Raw genomic sequence first — 14,575 nt, 5'->3', positions numbered from 1 at the left:
GCTTCAGCTCTTCCCGCGCGGACGGTCGTCCGCTTCAAGGCTTTGCGGCGCACCGTCGGGCCCCTGCAGCGCGGCGGGGGCGGGAGCCGGCCCTTGCCCAGCCTCCGCGCGTGCGGCGGGGCGGGTGATCATTTTCGCCAGCACGATGCCAAGCTCGTAGAGCAGACACATTGGCACCGCGAGCATGAACTGCGAAACCACGTCCGGCGGAGTGACGATGGCAGCGATGACGAACGCGGCGACGATGACGTAGGGCCGCATCTCGCGCAGCTTGGCGACATCGACGATGCCGGCCTTCACCAGCAGGATCACCGCCACCGGAACTTCGAAAGTGATGCCGAAAGCGAGGAACATCGACATCACGAAGGACAGGTACTGCTCGATGTCCGGCGCCGGCACGATGCTCTTGGGCGCGAATTCGGCGATGAACTTGAACACCATGCCGAACACGAAGAAGTAGCAGAACGCCATCCCGATCAGGAACAGCAGCGAGCTGCCCAGCACCAGCGGCAACGCCATGCGCTTCTCGTGGGCGTAGAGGCCGGGGGCGATGAAGGCCCAGGCCTGGTACAGCACCCAGGGCAGCGCCAGCACGAAGGAGACCATCATCGTCACTTTCACCGGGACGAAGAAGGGCGTGACCACGCCGGTGGCAATCATGTTCGTGCCCTCGGGCAGCGTGTTCATCATCGGCCGGGCGAGAAGGTCGTAGATGTCGCCCGCCCACGGCATCAGGCAGACGAAGACGACGGCCACCGCGATCAGGGCGCGGATCAGGCGGTCGCGCAACTCGATCAGGTGGGCGATGAAGGTTTCCTGTTGTGCGCTCATCATGCCTTGGCCTTGTCGCCGGGGGGCGCCGGCTGCGGCGCAGCCTCGCCGAGCCCGAGGTCGAGCTGGGAGTCGTCGCTCGCCCGGGGCGGGGGCTCCTGGGGAAGGGAGGGGGTCGAAGCGGAAGCCGCTCCCGGCGAAGACGTGCCCGCCGCGGAAGGTTCGGCCTGCGCTGCCGGCTGCCCGGCGGCCGGCAGCATCGAGCGCAGCTCGCCGACGGTGCGCCCGGTTTCGGATTCGACGCTCGCCACTCCGGAACGTACCGAGGACTCGACCTCCTGCGCCTGCTGGCGGACCTGTTCCTGCAGCTTCTTCAGCTCCTCGAGCTGCATCTCGCGCTGGATGTCGGACTTCACATCGGACACGTAGCGCTGCACCCGCCCGAGCAGATGGCCGGCGGTGCGCGCGACCTTGGGCAGGCGCTCGGGCCCGACCACGACCAGCAGCACGACGCCGATCACAATGAGTTCAGAAAAACCGAAATCGAACATGGCTGCTCGCCCCAGACGCGGATTGCCGCCGGCGACCCGCAGGAAAACGAAGGGGCGCTCCCGTCAGGGCGCCCCTCCCGCACTCGGAACGCAGGGATCAGGAACGGCCGTTGTCGACTTTTTCCCGTGCTTCGCCGTCGATGGTCTGGCCATTGACGATCTTCTGCTGGGGAGCGTCGGCAGCGGCGCCGCTGTCGCCTTCCTTCATGCCATCCTTGAAGCCCTTGACCGCACCGCCGAGATCGGAGCCGATGTTGCGCAGCTTCTTGGTCCCGAACACCAGCAGGACGATGACCAGCACGATCAGCCAGTGCCAGATGCTGAAAGAACCCATACCGCTCTCCTTAACGCTTCAACATGGGCGGCAGGGGATCGGGCCCGCCCAGAATATGGAGGTGCAGATGATACACCTCCTGCAGGCCGACCCTTCCGGTGTTGACGATGGTGCGGAAACCGTCGGCACAGCCGTGCTCGCGGGCGATCCGCCCCGCCGCAACCATCAGACGCCCCATCGCCGCCTCGTGTTCCGGCTCGAGCTGGGCCATCGACTCGACGTGCGCCTTCGGAATCACCAGGATGTGCACCGGGGCGAGCGGATTGATGTCGTGAAAGGCGAGGATGTGCTCGTCCTCGTACACTTTCCGTGAAGGAATCTCGCCGCGCACGATGCGGCAGAAAATGCAGTCGCTCATCCCCGGACCTCCACCTGCGCGGTACGCGATTTCTTCTCGTCGATGCCGGATACGCCTTCGCGGCGGCGAAACTCGGCGATCACGTCCTCCACCGACAGGCCGTGGTGTGCCAGCAGCACCAGCGAATGGAACCACAGGTCGGTCACTTCCCACACCAGGTGCAGGCGGTCCTGGTCCTTCGCCGCCATGATCGTCTCGGCGGCCTCTTCGGCGACTTTCTTGCAGATCGCGTCGGTCCCCTTGGCGTAGAGGCTGGACACGTAGGAGGCGTCGGGGTCTGCCTGCTTGCGCGCGACCAGGGTGTCGGAGACGCGGCGCAGCACTTCGATATCGATCACTTGTAGATCTCCTGCGGGTCTTTCAAAACCGGTTCGACGGCCTGCCAGTGGCCGTCGGCGAAATACTTCTGGAAAAAGCAGCTGTGCCGCCCGGTATGACAGGCGATGCCGCCGACCTGCTCGATCCGGAGCAGCACGACGTCGTTGTCGCAGTCGATGCGGATGTCGACCACCTTCTGCACGTGGCCGGACTCTTCGCCCTTGTGCCACAGCTTGCGCCGCGAGCGCGACCAGTAGACCGCCTCGCCGGTCTCGGCGGTGCGCTGCAGGGCGTCGCGGTTCATCCAGGCGAACATCAGCACGTCGCCCGAGGACGCCTCCTGCGCGATCACCGGCACCAGGCCGTGCTCGTCCCACTTGACTTCGTTGAGCCAGCGCGTGTTCTCGCTCACAGGCGCACCTCGATACCGCGGGCGCGCATCAGCTCCTTGGCCTCGCGCACCGTATGCTGGCCGAAATGGAAGATGCTCGCCGCCAGCACCGCATCGGCACGCCCTTCAGAGACGCCTTCGGCGAGATGTTCGAGGGTGCCGACCCCGCCGCTGGCGATCACCGGAATGCACACTGCGTCGGACACCGCGCGCGTCAGCGCCAGATCGAAGCCGCTCTTGGTGCCGTCGCGGTCCATGCTCGTGAGCAGGATCTCGCCCGCGCCCAGGGCCTCGACCCGGCGCGCCCATTCGATCGCATCGAGGCCGGTGTTGTTGCGCCCGCCGTGGGTGAACACCTGCCACTTGCCCGGCGCGGTCTGCTTGGCGTCGATGGCGACGACGATGCACTGGCTGCCGACGCGGCCGGCGGCGTCCTCGACCAGCTGCGGGTTGTTCACCGCGGCGGTGTTCATGCTGACCTTGTCGGCGCCGGCGTTGAGCAGGCGGCGCACATCCTCGACGACGCGCACGCCGCCGCCGACGGTGAGCGGAATGAAGACCTGTTCGGCGACCTGCTCGACCACGTGCAGGATGATGTCGCGATCGTCGGAGCTGGCGGTGATGTCGAGGAAGGTGAGCTCGTCGGCGCCCTGCTCGTCGTAGCGGCGGGCGATCTCCACCGGGTCGCCGGCGTCGCGCAGCTCGACGAAATTGACCCCCTTGACGACGCGGCCGGCCTTCACGTCGAGACAGGGAATGATGCGCTTGGCCAGCATCAGCGGCACTCGGCGGAAAAGGGGATGGGAAAGCTCATTCGGTCACACCGTTCAGTTCGTCGGCACGCGCCTGGGCGGCGGCAAAATCGAGCGTGCCCTCGTAGATCGCGCGCCCGGTGATTGCGCCCATGATGCCTTCGTCCTCGACCGCGCACAGCGCGTCGATGTCGGCGAGGTCGGTGATGCCGCCGCTGGCGATGACCGGAATGCGCAGCGCGCGCGCCAGGCGTACGGTGGCCTCGATGTTGACTCCGGAGAGCATGCCGTCGCGGCCGATATCGGTGTAGATCACCGACTCGACACCGTAGTCCTCGAACTTCTTCGCCAGATCGACGACATCGTGGCCGGTGAGCTTGGACCAGCCGTCGACCGCCACCTTGCCGTCCTTGGCATCGAGGCCGACGATGATGTGACCGGGGAAGGCGCTGCAGGCGTCGTGGAGGAAGCCGGGGTTCTTCACCGCGGCGGTGCCGATGATGACGTAAGTGATGCCGTTGTCGAGGTAGTGCTCGATGGTGTCGAGGTCGCGGATGCCGCCGCCGAGCTGCACCGGGATGTCGTCGCCGACTTCGTCGGTGATGGCACGGATCGCGGCGCCGTTCTTGGGCTTGCCGGCGAAAGCGCCGTTCAGGTCCACCAGGTGCAGGCGGCGGGCGCCCCGCTCGAGCCAGTGCCGGGCCATCGCGCCCGGGTCCTCGGAAAACACCGTAGCGTCGTCCATTTCGCCCTGTTTCAGGCGTACACAATGACCGTCCTTGAGGTCGATGGCGGGAATGAGCAGCATACCGGGATCAGTTGAAATGAAGCGAAGTCAGGAGGGACCGCGGGCGCTCAGGGCTGCCAGCGGATGAAGTTGGCGAGCAGGCGGAGACCGGCTGCGGCGCTCTTTTCCGGGTGGAACTGGGCGGCGAAGATATTAGCCCGCGCTACCGCACTGGTAAACCGCAGGCCGTAATCGGTCTCGGCCGCAGTCAGCGCGGCGTCGGCCGGCACGACGAAATAGCTATGCACGAAGTAGAAGCGCTCGCCGTCGGCGATCCCCTCCCACAGCGGATGGGGGGCACGCTGCCAGACTTCGTTCCAGCCCATGTGCGGCACTTTCAGCCGGCTGCCGTCGGCAGCGACCATGCGCGCAGGCGGGAAACGGACCACTTCGCCGGGGAGGATGCCGAGCCCGGGCACGTCGCCTTCGGCGCTGTGTTCGAACAGCATCTGCTGGCCGATGCAGATCCCGAGGAAGGGTTTTTCCGCCGCGGCCTGGAGCACCGCCGGACGCAGGCCGCGGGCATCGAGCTCGCGCATGCAGTCGGGCATCGCCCCCTGCCCCGGGAACACGACCCGTTCGGCGGCGGCGACCCGCGCCGGATCGGAGGTAATGAAAACTTCATGGCCGGGGGCGACGTGCTCGATCGCCTTCGCGACCGAGCGCAGGTTGCCCATGCCGTAATCGATGATGGCCACGGTGGTCATCGTGTGGACTCGCTATCGGGAAAATGGGCGGCCGCGGGGCGCGGCGGCCGGTTGATGGTCACAGGAAGGCTGCCCGGAACCCTGGCGCTCAGAGCGCGCCCTTGGTCGAAGGAATGGTGCCGGCGGCGCGCTCGTCGTGTTCGGCCGCCATGCGCAGGGCGCGGGCGAAGGCCTTGAACACGGTCTCGCACTGGTGGTGGGCATTGTCGCCGCGCAGGTTATCGACGTGCAGCGAGACGCCGGCGTGGTTGACGAAGCCCTGGAAGAATTCGCGCACGAGATCGACGTCGAAGTTGCCGATCCGGGCCCGGGTGTAGTCGACGAAGTAGTGCAGCCCGGGGCGGCCGGAGAAATCCACCACCACCCGCGACAGCGCCTCGTCCAGCGGCACGTAGGCATGACCGTAGCGGCGCACGCCCTTCTTGTCGCCGAGCGCCTGCGCGAAGGCCTGCCCGAGCGTGATGCCGACGTCCTCGACGGTGTGGTGGTCGTCGATGTGGGTGTCGCCCTCGCACTGGATGTCGAGATCGATCAGGCCGTGACGCACGATCTGGTCGAGCATGTGATCGAAGAAGGGCACGCCCGTCTCGAGCCGGCCTTTGCCGGTGCCGTCGAGATTGATGCGTACGGTGATCCGGGTTTCGAGGGTATTGCGAGTGACTTCGGCTTGCCGCATGGCTGGCTGTTGGCTTCAGAATGAGAGGTTCGGGCCATGATACCATCGCCCGGCAACATGGCTGCAAAACGCGGCCTGTGCGGTGGACAGCGGCAGCGCTTCGGCGTTGCCGATTCGCCACTCGAACCCCTCACCGCAGACACATCCATGAGCCGCTACTGGAGCGCCGTCGTCCACGGCCTGACCCCTTATGTTCCGGGCGAGCAGCCCAAGCTCGACAACCTGGTCAAGCTCAACACCAACGAGCACCCCTACGGCCCCTCGCCGCGCGCGCTCGAAGCGATCCGCGCCGCCACCGGCGAGGCCCTGCGCCTGTACCCCGACCCCAACGCCGACGCCCTGAAGGCGGCGCTCGCCCGGCGCCACGGCCTCCAGCCGCAGCAGATCTTCGTCGGCAACGGCTCGGACGAAGTCCTCGCCCACGCCTTCATGGCCTTGCTCAAGCACGAGCGAGCGCTGTGGTTCCCCGACGTCACCTACAGCTTCTATCCGGTGTATTGCGGCCTGTACGGCATCGCCCACCGCACCGTGCCGCTCGCCGCCGACTATTCGATCCGTGTCGAGGACTATCTGCCGCAGGGCGAGGACCGTGCCGGAGCGATCATCTTCCCCAATCCCAACGCCCCCACCGGCCGCGCCCTGGCCCTGGCCGAAGTCGAGCGCATCGTCGCCGCCAACCCGGAGGCGGTGGTGCTGGTCGATGAGGCCTACGTCGATTTCGGCGGCGAGAGCGCGATCGCGCTGGTGGACAAGTACCCGAACCTGCTCGTCGTGCACACTTTTTCCAAGAGCCGCTCGCTCGCCGGCCTGCGCGTCGGCTTCGCCGCCGGCCACGCCGGGCTCATCGAAGCCCTGGAGCGGGTCAAGAACAGCTTCAACTCCTATCCGCTCGGCCGCCTGGCGATCGCCGGCGCGGTGGCTTCGGTCGAGGACGAAGAGCACTTCCGCGCGAGCTGCGACAAAGTCATCGCCACCCGCGAGACCCTGCTCGGGCAGATGCGGGCGCTGGGATTCGAAGTCCTGCCTTCGGCGGCCAACTTCATTTTCGCCCGTCATCCGGCGCGGGACGGGGCCGAACTGGCGGCCGAACTGAGAAAGCGCGCGATCATCGTGCGCCACTTCAAGGCGCCGCGCATCGACCAGTTCCTGCGCATCACGGTGGGAACGGACGAGCAGTGCGCCATCCTCGTCGGCGCGCTGGAGGAAATCCTCCGCGGCTGAGCCGCCTCCGGCCCGCTCAGGGCTGCAGCCGCATCTCCGCCGAGCGCGCGTGCGCCTGCAGGCCTTCGCCATGGGCGAGGATGGACGCCACCCGGCCCAGATGCTGGGCACCGGCCTGCGAGATATTCACGATGCTGGTGCGCTTCTGGAAGTCGTAGGTGCCCAGCGGAGACGAGAAGCGCGCGCTGCGCATCGTCGGCAGCACGTGGTTGGGACCGGCGCAGTAGTCGCCGAGCGCCTCCACCGCCCAGTGGCCGACGAAGATCGCGCCGGCGTGGCGGATGCGGTCGATCCAGGCTTCGGCGTCGTCGAGCGCCAGCTCGAGGTGCTCGGGGGCGATGCGGTTGGCGAGCGCGCAGGCCTGCTCCAGGCTGTCGACGCGGATCAGCGCGCCGCGGTTGGCGAGCGACTTCGCGATCGTGTCGCGGCGCGGCATCGTCGGCAGCAGGCGGTCGATCGCCTCATGCACCGCGTCGATGAAGGCGGCGTCGGTGCACAGCAGGATCGACTGCGCCAGTTCGTCGTGCTCGGCCTGCGCGAAGAGGTCCATCGCCACCCAGTCGGCATGGCCGGAACCGTCGGAGAGGATCAGCACCTCGGACGGGCCGGCGACCATGTCGATGCCGACGGTGCCGAACACCCGGCGCTTGGCCTCGGCGACATAAGCGTTGCCCGGGCCGACGATCTTGTCGACCTGCGGGATCGTCTGCGTGCCGTAGGCGAGCGCCGCCACCGCCTGCGCGCCGCCGATGGTGAACACGCGATCGACCCCGGTGATCGCGGCGGCGGCCAGCACCAGCGGATTTTTCTCGCCGCGCGGTGTGGGCACGACCATGATCAGCTCGCCGACGCCGGCGACCTTGGCCGGGATCGCGTTCATCAGCACCGAACTGGGATAGGACGCGCGCCCGCCCGGAACATAGAGGCCGACGCGGTCGAGCGGCGTGACTTTCTGCCCCAGGCGAGTGCCGTCGGCCTCGGTGAAGGTCCAGGACTCGCCCTTCTGGCGCTCGTGATAGGTGCGTACGCGCTCCGCGGCGATGGAGAGCGCCTCGCGCTGCGCGGACGGCAGGCGCTCGAGCGCGGCATCGAGTTCGGCCTTCGGCAGCTCCAGCGCCACCATCGAATGGACGTCGAGGCCGTCGAAGCGGCGGGTGAATTCGACCACCGCAGCGTCACCGGTGGTGCGCACCGCACGCAGGATCTCGGTGACCGCGGCATCGATGCGTTCATCGGCTTCGGATTCGAAGGCGAGCAGCGCGTCGAGGGTGGTGAGGAATTCGGGTTCGCGCGCGTCGAGGCGACGAATCGCCGTGCGCGCGGACGCGGTCGTGGCGGAAATTGGACTCATCGGAGCCTCCTCAGGGCCGGATCGCGCCGGCGAAGGCGTCCAGCACCGGCTGCAGCAGTTCGCGCTTGAGCTTGAGCGAGGCCTGGTTGACGATCAGGCGCGAACTGATCGGCATGATGTCCTCGACCTCTTCGAGATTGTTCGCGCGCAGCGTGCCGCCGGTCGACACCAGATCGACGATCGCGTCGGCCAGCCCGACCAGCGGTGCCAGCTCCATCGAGCCGTAGAGCTTGATCAGGTCCACGTGCATGCCCTTGCCGGCGAAATGGGCCTTGGCGGCATTCATGTACTTGGTGGCGACGCGGATGCGCCCGCCCGGCCGGGTGGCGGCGACGTAATCGAAGCCTTTCTGCACCGCGACGCACAAGCGGCACTTCGCGATGTGCAGATCCAGCGGCTGATACAGCCCCGCGCCGCCGTGTTCGAGCAGCACGTCCTTGCCGGCGATGCCGAGGTCGGCGGCACCGTACTGGACGTAGGTCGGGGTGTCGGTCGCGCGCACGATGACCAGGCGCACATCGGGGCGGTTGGTGCCGATGATGAGCTTGCGCGAGGACTCGGGATTGTCGGTCGGCACGATGCCGGCGGCGGCCAGCAGCGGCAGGGTTTCTTCGAAGATGCGCCCCTTGGACAGGGCGAGCGTGATGCTGGACACGGGGAAAGCCTTGATCGATCGGGCCGTCATTGTAACCCGGCGCCGCTTCTGTTAGCCTTTCGGCGACGGGCTGAACCGCAAGAGGCGGTTCGGCCTTTTGTTTTGTTCCGCGGCCGCCCCGGCGCGCACTTCGAGCAGGAAACCCGTAGCATGAAACCGTCGATCATCGTCTCCAGCAGCGACCTCGAGCGCCTCGAAGGCCTGCTCACCCTTCCCGCCTTCCGCAGCCGCAGCGACCTCGACGGCCTGCGCGCGGAACTCGAGCGCGCCGACGTGCGCGAACCGGAAGAAATGCCGGCCGACGTCATCACGATGAACAGCCGCGCCCGCTTCCTCGAGGAAAACACAGGGCGCGAATACGAGCTGACCCTGGCCTACCCCAAGGACGCCGACGCCGAAGCGCACCGGGTGTCGATTTTCTCGCCCGCCGGCAGCGCCCTGCTCGGCCTGTCCAGCGGCCAGACGATCGACTGGAAGACAGTCGACGGCAAGACCATCCGCCTGAAAGTGCTCGAAGTCACCTGGCAGCCCGAAGCCAACGGCCAGTTCGACCTCTGAGCCTCCCAAGCGCCCCTCAAGCAGGGGAAGGGCAGCGGAAGGCGTCCTCGAAGAAAGCCCGGAGCCCGGCCATCCCTTTCCTTGGGCGCACTGGCCGCGACCGGGGCTGGCGCCCCGGCGGTTTCAGGTCAGGCGCCTGACCTTCGCTCCCAGCGCCGCCAGCTTGGCTTCGAGCCGCTCGTAGCCGCGGTCGAGATGGTAGATGCGCTCGATCGTGGTCTCACCCTCGGCAATCAGGCCGGCGACCACCAGGCTGGCCGAGGCGCGCAGGTCGGTGGCCATCACCGTCGCCCCTTCGAGCTTCGCCACGCCCTGCACCACCGCGGTATTGCCGTCGATGCGGATGTCGGCCCCCAGGCGCTGCAGTTCGACCGCATGCATGAAACGGTTCTCGAAGATCGTTTCGCGGATCATCGCCACCCCGCTGGCGACGCAGTTGATCGCCATGAACTGGGCCTGCATGTCGGTGGGAAAGGCCGGGTAGGGCGCAGTGCGTAGGCTCACCGCACCGAGCCGCGCCGGCGCCTTGAGGCGGATCGCGTCGCGTTCGGAGACGATCTCGCAGCCGGCGTCCATCAGCTTGTCGACCACCGCGTCGAGGTAGCACGACGACGTGCCGGTGAGCCGAACTTCGCCGCCGGTGACCGCGGCCGCGCACAGATAGGTGCCGGTCTCGATGCGGTCGGGCATGATGCGGTGGGTCGCGCCGTGCAGCCGATCGACGCCGCGGATGCGGATCACGTCGGAACCGGCGCCGGAAATCTGCGCTCCCATCGCCACCAGGCAGTTGGCCAGGTCGACGACCTCGGGCTCGCGCGCGGCGTTCTCGATCACCGTTTCGCCGGCGGCGAGCGTCGCCGCCATCATCAGGTTCTCGGTGCCGGTGACGGTGACCATGTCGGTGAACAGGCGCGCGCCCTTCAGCCGCGGCACGGTGGCGTGTACATAGCCGTGCTCGACACGGACCTCGGCCCCCATCGCCTGCAGGCCCTTGATGTGCTGATCCACCGGGCGGGCACCGATCGCGCAACCGCCGGGCAGCGACACCCGGGCCTCGCCGCAGCGCGCCACCAGCGGGCCGAGCACGAGGATCGAGGCGCGCATGGTCTTGACCATCTCGTAGGGAGCGACCGGATTGTCGAGGCCGCCGGCGTCGAGGGTCACGGTGTGCCCCTCGCGCGCGACCTTCACGCCCATCTGCCCGAGCAGCGCCAGCAGGGTGTCGATGTCGTTGAGGCGCGGCACGTTGGTGAAGGTCACCGGCTCGGCGCTCAGCAGCGCCGCACACAGGATCGGCAGCGCCGCGTTCTTGGCGCCGGAAATGGCGACCTCGCCGTGCAGGCGGGCCCCGCCTTCGATCAGCAGCTTGTCCATGCGAGTGTCACATCCCCAGCTCGCCGCGACCTTCCTCCCACTGCGCGGGCGTGAAGGTCTGCAGCTGCAGGGCGTGGATCTCGTTGCCCATCAGGGGCCCGAGGGTGGCATACACCGCCTGGTGCTGGCGCACCTTGGTCTTGCCCTCGAACGCGGCGCTGGCGACGATGCCGCGGAAATGGACGCCGTCGTCGCCCTCGATGAAGACGAACTCGCAGGGCAGGCCCTGCTCGATCAGACGCTTGATCTCGCTTGCTTCAAACATGATGAATCCTTTCAGGAACGCAGCTTGTAGCCCCGGGCGAGCATCGCCAGGGTGAGGGCCGCGAGGGAGACGAAACACAGGCACACCACGCCCAGCGACAGCCAGGGCGAAGTGTCCGATTGACCGAAGAAACCGTAGCGGAAGCCGTCGATCATGAAGAAGAACGGGTTGAAATGCGACACGTCCTGCCAGAACCGCGGCAGCGAGTGGATCGAGTAGAACACGCCCGAGAGCATCGTCAGCGGCAGGATGAGGAAGTTCTGGAAGGCGGCGAGCTGGTCGAACTTGTCCGCCCAGATGCCGGCGATGACGCCGAAGGAGCCGAGGATCACCCCGCCCATCACGGCAAAGGCCAACACCCACAACGGATGGGCGAGGGGCAGCTCGACGAACGGCGAAGCGACCGTCAGCACGCCGGCGCCCACCATCAGCCCGCGCAGGGTCGAGGCGATGACGTAGGCGGCGTAGAACTCACGGTAGGACAGCGGCGGCAGCAGCACGAAGATGATGTTGCCGGTGATCTTGCTCTGGATCAGCGACGACGAGCTGTTGGCGAAGGCGTTCTGCAGCACCGACATCATCACCAGACCCGGCACGAGGAAGCTGGTGTAGGCGACATCGCCATAGACGGTGACGTGGCGCTCGAGCACATGGGAGAAGATCAGCAGGAACAGCAGGGCGTTGAGCACCGGCGCGGCCACGGTCTGGAAGCCGACCTTCCAGAAGCGCAGCGTTTCCTTGTAGAGCAGGGTGCGGAAGCCGGCCAGCGGCGACTCCGCCGCCAACGGCTCAATGCGCGGCGGCACGACCGCGCGCGGGGACGGTTCAGGCACGGTGCATCACCTCGACGAAGACACGCTCGAGATCGGGTTCGCCGAGCTGCAGCTCGCTCACGCCGGCGCCGGCCTCGCGCAGGCGGGCGAGCAGGCGCTCGACGTCGGCATAGCTGTCGAAGGCAAGCTCGATCCAGCCTTCCGCGCCCTCCACCCCACCGAGGGCAAGCGCGGCCGCCGGCGCCTCGGCACGCACGCGCAGGGTGTGGGTGGCAAAACGCCGTAACAGATTTTCGGTGGTGTCGAGCGCCACCACCTTGCCGGCCTTGAGCATCGCGATGCGCCCGCACAGGGCTTCGGCCTCTTCCAGGTAATGGGTGGTGAGCACGATCGTGTGGCCGTCGCGGTTGAGCTTGCGGATGAACTGCCACAGCCCCTGGCGCAGTTCCACGTCCACACCGGCGGTAGGCTCGTCGAGGACGATCACCGGCGGCCGATGCACCAGGGCCTGGGCCACCAGCACGCGCCGCTTCATGCCGCCCGACAGCATCCGCATGTTGGCCCCGGCCTTGTGGGTGAGGTCGAGGCTGGCGAGAATCTCGTCGATCCAGTCGTCGTTGTGGCGGATGCCGAAATACCCCGACTGGATGCGCAGCAGCTCGCGCACCGAGAAGAAGGGGTCGAACACCAGCTCCTGCGGCACCACGCCGAGGTTGCGCCGCGCATTGCGGTAGTCGGCAACGACATCGCAGCCCATGATCTCGAGGCTGCCGCGGTCGGCGCGAACCAGACCGGACAGGGCCGAGATCAGCGTGGTCTTGCCTGCGCCGTTGGGGCCGAGCAGGCCGAAGAACTCGCCCTGGGCGATCTCCAGATCCACTCCGCCGAGCGCCTGCAGCCCGCCATAGTGCTTGGTGACGCCGCGCACGCGGATGGCGGGCAGGGTCATGTCTCACCTTCGCGTGGCAGCACCGCATCAAGGTCGTACAGCAGCGCCAGGCTTGCCAGTCCCTGCGGCAGGTTGCACAGCTTCAGGCTGTGCCCTGCCGCGCGTGCGGCGCGCAGCCAGTCGAGCAGCAGCGCGAGCGCGGCCGAATCGGCTTCGGTGACGGCGGCGAGATCGACGACGAGATCGCCCTCAGCCGCCCGCCGCCGCCCCTCGTCGAGCAGCGCGGGGGCGGTGCGCATCGTCAACGCCCCTTGCGGGGCGAACCGCGCGGCGGCCGCGGCTCCGCTCATGAACGCTTCTGCTCGTCGACGAGCGCGCGGTTGCGCGCCTCGAGCGAGGCGATCAGGCCGTCGATGCCGCTGCTGCGGATTTCCTGGGCAAAGCTGCTGCGGTAGTTGGTCACCAGGCTCACACCGGCGACGACGACGTCGAACACTTTCCAGCCCTGCGCGCCCTTTTCCAGCATGTAGTCGATGCCGATCGGCTGGGCGCCGGATTGGCGCACTTCGGTGCGGATCTGCACCCGGGTATCGGCCGGAGTGAAGCGCGAAGGCAGGAAGGCGATGACCTGGTCGCGATACTGGGTCAGCGCGTTCGAGTAGGTGCGCACCAGCAGGGTACGGAAGGCTTCGGTCAGGCGCGCCTGCTGCTCGGGGCTGGCCTCGCGCCAATCGCGCCCGACCGCGAGCATGGTCATGCGGCGGAAGTCGAAATGCGGCAGCACCCGCGCATCGACCAGCTCGATGACGCGCTGGGTGTCGCCGGACTGGATCGCCTTGTCGCGACGCACGATCTCCAGCACTTCGTTGGTGACATCGCGCACGAGGACGTCGGGCGCCGTGACATCGGCCATCGCCGCCGGCAACAAGCCGGCAAACAGGAAACAGCACAGGGCAAGAAGTTTTTTCATGATCTTTCGCCTACTTCATCGATTGTGCGGAAGCGCCGCCGGCGTCGACCGCGGAGGCCCCGAACCGGGCCAGCTCCAGGCGCGTCACCGCAGCGACGGCGGCGACATCGATTCCGTCGCCGAGCGGAGACGCCGACAGGTCGTCGAAATCTTCGTACACCCGCTCGCGCTTGCCATCACTGACCTTGTAACGGCGTTGTTCGAGGTAGAAGTCGCGGACATAGGCGTATTTGTCCAGCGTCGCCTCCTCGAGCGTGCGCTCGGCACCGAGCAGGGTGTGGCGGGTGTGGACGATGCGCACGCCGGTCAGGGTGTTGCGCGTCGGCACGTGACCGATCCGGAGCGGGCTGTCGCCCTCGAGGTCGGCCGGCAAGGCCAGGGCATCGCGCACCGTGCGCGGGCCGAAGAACGGCAGCACAATGTAGGCGCCCTCGCCCACCCCCCAGCGCCCGAGGGTCTGGCCGAGGTCTTCGTCGTGCTTGGCCAGGCCCGCCTCGCTGGCGATGTCGAGCACGCCGAACAACCCCCACGTCGAGTTGAACGCGAAACGCATGAAATCGCCCAGCGACTCGGCGACCTTGCCTTGCAGCAGGTTGTTGAGGCCGATCCAGGGGTCGGCCAGGTTGCCGAAGAAATTGCCGACACCGGTCCGCAGCGGCACCGGCACAACGGACTCGTACGCCCGGGCCGCGGGTTCGAGGGCGACCTTGTCGACCTGCTCGTTGAACGCGAACATCGCCCGGTTATAGCCTTCAAGCGGATCACCGGGCGTCGTCGTGGTGGCACAGCCGGCGAGCATCGCCGCCGCCAGCACGATCGCACCCAGGCCCCGGCGGCGAAGAAAACGCAATTGCACCTGCATTGTTGTCATCTC

At 67.5% G+C, this 14,575-nt stretch carries 21 protein-coding genes; 2 read left to right on the top strand and 19 right to left on the bottom strand.

What is annotated here, in order from left to right:
* Window positions 1-3 precede the first annotated feature (3 nt).
* The 10 genes from tatC to hisB form a co-directional block, all read right to left on the bottom strand.
* The gene (tatC, locus tag Tharo_RS03230) at window positions 4-831 is read right to left on the bottom strand and encodes a twin-arginine translocase subunit TatC (protein WP_107219984.1); all 828 of its coding nucleotides are present in this window, start codon (window positions 829-831) and stop codon (window positions 4-6) included.
* Window positions 831-1,322 carry a Sec-independent protein translocase protein TatB gene (tatB, locus tag Tharo_RS03225; RefSeq protein WP_107219983.1) on the bottom strand — a complete coding sequence of 164 codons (492 nt, stop codon included), beginning with the start codon at window positions 1,320-1,322 and terminating at the stop codon, window positions 831-833. The genes tatC and tatB overlap by 1 nt, the downstream gene beginning before the upstream one ends.
* Before the next feature lie 97 nt (window positions 1,323-1,419).
* Window positions 1,420-1,656, bottom strand: coding sequence for a Sec-independent protein translocase subunit TatA (tatA, locus tag Tharo_RS03220; protein ID WP_107219982.1), 237 nt, complete (start codon window positions 1,654-1,656; stop codon window positions 1,420-1,422).
* Between the two features lie 10 nt (window positions 1,657-1,666).
* Window positions 1,667-2,014 (bottom strand): histidine triad nucleotide-binding protein, encoded by a 348-nt coding sequence (locus Tharo_RS03215; RefSeq protein WP_107219981.1) that lies wholly within the window; start codon window positions 2,012-2,014, stop codon window positions 1,667-1,669.
* Window positions 2,011-2,352 (bottom strand): phosphoribosyl-ATP diphosphatase, encoded by a 342-nt coding sequence (locus Tharo_RS03210; protein WP_107219980.1) that lies wholly within the window; start codon window positions 2,350-2,352, stop codon window positions 2,011-2,013. The genes Tharo_RS03215 and Tharo_RS03210 overlap by 4 nt, the downstream gene beginning before the upstream one ends.
* Complete coding sequence (gene hisI / locus Tharo_RS03205) at window positions 2,349-2,744, bottom strand: phosphoribosyl-AMP cyclohydrolase (protein ID WP_107219979.1); 396 nt, start codon at window positions 2,742-2,744, stop codon at window positions 2,349-2,351. The genes Tharo_RS03210 and hisI overlap by 4 nt, the downstream gene beginning before the upstream one ends.
* Window positions 2,741-3,499 (bottom strand): imidazole glycerol phosphate synthase subunit HisF, encoded by a 759-nt coding sequence (hisF, locus tag Tharo_RS03200; RefSeq protein ID WP_107222295.1) that lies wholly within the window; start codon window positions 3,497-3,499, stop codon window positions 2,741-2,743. Before hisF ends, hisI begins: the two co-directional genes overlap by 4 nt.
* Window positions 3,500-3,533: 34 nt before the next feature.
* Complete coding sequence (hisA, locus tag Tharo_RS03195) at window positions 3,534-4,283, bottom strand: 1-(5-phosphoribosyl)-5-[(5-phosphoribosylamino)methylideneamino]imidazole-4-carboxamide isomerase (RefSeq protein WP_107219978.1); 750 nt, start codon at window positions 4,281-4,283, stop codon at window positions 3,534-3,536.
* A 47-nt stretch (window positions 4,284-4,330) separates the two neighbouring features.
* Window positions 4,331-4,969: an imidazole glycerol phosphate synthase subunit HisH gene (gene hisH / locus Tharo_RS03190; protein ID WP_107219977.1), complete on the bottom strand. Its 639-nt coding sequence runs from the start codon at window positions 4,967-4,969 to the stop codon at window positions 4,331-4,333.
* Window positions 4,970-5,057: 88 nt separating this feature from the next.
* Window positions 5,058-5,645, bottom strand: a complete 588-nt coding sequence (gene hisB, locus Tharo_RS03185; protein ID WP_107219976.1) for an imidazoleglycerol-phosphate dehydratase HisB — start codon at window positions 5,643-5,645, stop codon at window positions 5,058-5,060.
* A gap of 147 nt (window positions 5,646-5,792) precedes the next feature.
* Between hisB and hisC the strand changes: the two genes are divergently transcribed.
* A complete protein-coding gene (gene hisC, locus Tharo_RS03180; protein WP_107222294.1) occupies window positions 5,793-6,866 on the top strand; it encodes a histidinol-phosphate transaminase in 1,074 nt (357 codons plus the stop codon).
* Between the two features lie 16 nt (window positions 6,867-6,882).
* On the opposite strand, the gene hisD is transcribed toward hisC, so the two are convergent.
* Window positions 6,883-8,217 carry a histidinol dehydrogenase gene (hisD, locus tag Tharo_RS03175; protein ID WP_107219975.1) on the bottom strand — a complete coding sequence of 445 codons (1,335 nt, stop codon included), beginning with the start codon at window positions 8,215-8,217 and terminating at the stop codon, window positions 6,883-6,885.
* Between the two features lie 10 nt (window positions 8,218-8,227).
* Window positions 8,228-8,872, bottom strand: coding sequence for an ATP phosphoribosyltransferase (gene hisG, locus Tharo_RS03170; protein WP_107222293.1), 645 nt, complete (start codon window positions 8,870-8,872; stop codon window positions 8,228-8,230).
* Window positions 8,873-9,022: 150 nt separating this feature from the next.
* On the opposite strand from hisG, the gene rnk reads away from it, so the two are divergent.
* The gene (gene rnk / locus Tharo_RS03165) at window positions 9,023-9,430 is read left to right on the top strand and encodes a nucleoside diphosphate kinase regulator (RefSeq protein ID WP_075147106.1); all 408 of its coding nucleotides are present in this window, start codon (window positions 9,023-9,025) and stop codon (window positions 9,428-9,430) included.
* 123 nt (window positions 9,431-9,553) lie between these two features.
* Here the strand turns inward: rnk and murA are convergent, their stop codons facing one another.
* The 7 genes from murA to Tharo_RS03130 are packed head-to-tail and all read right to left on the bottom strand — an operon-like array spanning window position 9,554 to window position 14,563.
* Entirely contained in the window at window positions 9,554-10,804 is a 1,251-nt protein-coding gene (murA, locus tag Tharo_RS03160) for a UDP-N-acetylglucosamine 1-carboxyvinyltransferase (RefSeq protein WP_107219974.1), read from the bottom strand.
* Window positions 10,805-10,811: 7 nt separating this feature from the next.
* Window positions 10,812-11,069 (bottom strand): BolA family protein, encoded by a 258-nt coding sequence (locus tag Tharo_RS03155; RefSeq protein WP_075147104.1) that lies wholly within the window; start codon window positions 11,067-11,069, stop codon window positions 10,812-10,814.
* A gap of 11 nt (window positions 11,070-11,080) precedes the next feature.
* The gene (locus Tharo_RS03150; protein ID WP_107219973.1) at window positions 11,081-11,902 is read right to left on the bottom strand and encodes an ABC transporter permease; all 822 of its coding nucleotides are present in this window, start codon (window positions 11,900-11,902) and stop codon (window positions 11,081-11,083) included.
* The gene (locus Tharo_RS03145) at window positions 11,895-12,791 is read right to left on the bottom strand and encodes an ABC transporter ATP-binding protein (protein WP_107219972.1); all 897 of its coding nucleotides are present in this window, start codon (window positions 12,789-12,791) and stop codon (window positions 11,895-11,897) included. The genes Tharo_RS03150 and Tharo_RS03145 overlap by 8 nt, the downstream gene beginning before the upstream one ends.
* Window positions 12,788-13,081 (bottom strand): STAS domain-containing protein, encoded by a 294-nt coding sequence (locus Tharo_RS03140; RefSeq protein WP_107219971.1) that lies wholly within the window; start codon window positions 13,079-13,081, stop codon window positions 12,788-12,790. The genes Tharo_RS03145 and Tharo_RS03140 overlap by 4 nt, the downstream gene beginning before the upstream one ends.
* Window positions 13,078-13,701 carry an MlaC/ttg2D family ABC transporter substrate-binding protein gene (locus Tharo_RS03135; protein WP_107219970.1) on the bottom strand — a complete coding sequence of 208 codons (624 nt, stop codon included), beginning with the start codon at window positions 13,699-13,701 and terminating at the stop codon, window positions 13,078-13,080. The genes Tharo_RS03140 and Tharo_RS03135 overlap by 4 nt, the downstream gene beginning before the upstream one ends.
* Window positions 13,702-13,711: 10 nt before the next feature.
* A complete protein-coding gene (locus Tharo_RS03130; protein WP_107219969.1) occupies window positions 13,712-14,563 on the bottom strand; it encodes an MlaA family lipoprotein in 852 nt (283 codons plus the stop codon).
* Window positions 14,564-14,575 lie beyond the last annotated feature (12 nt).

Source organism: Thauera aromatica K172 (assembly GCF_003030465.1).
Lineage (GTDB): Bacteria > Pseudomonadota > Gammaproteobacteria > Burkholderiales > Rhodocyclaceae > Thauera > Thauera aromatica.
Note: the sequence above shows the minus strand (reverse complement) of the source record. Positions and strands in the feature narration are given on the sequence as shown.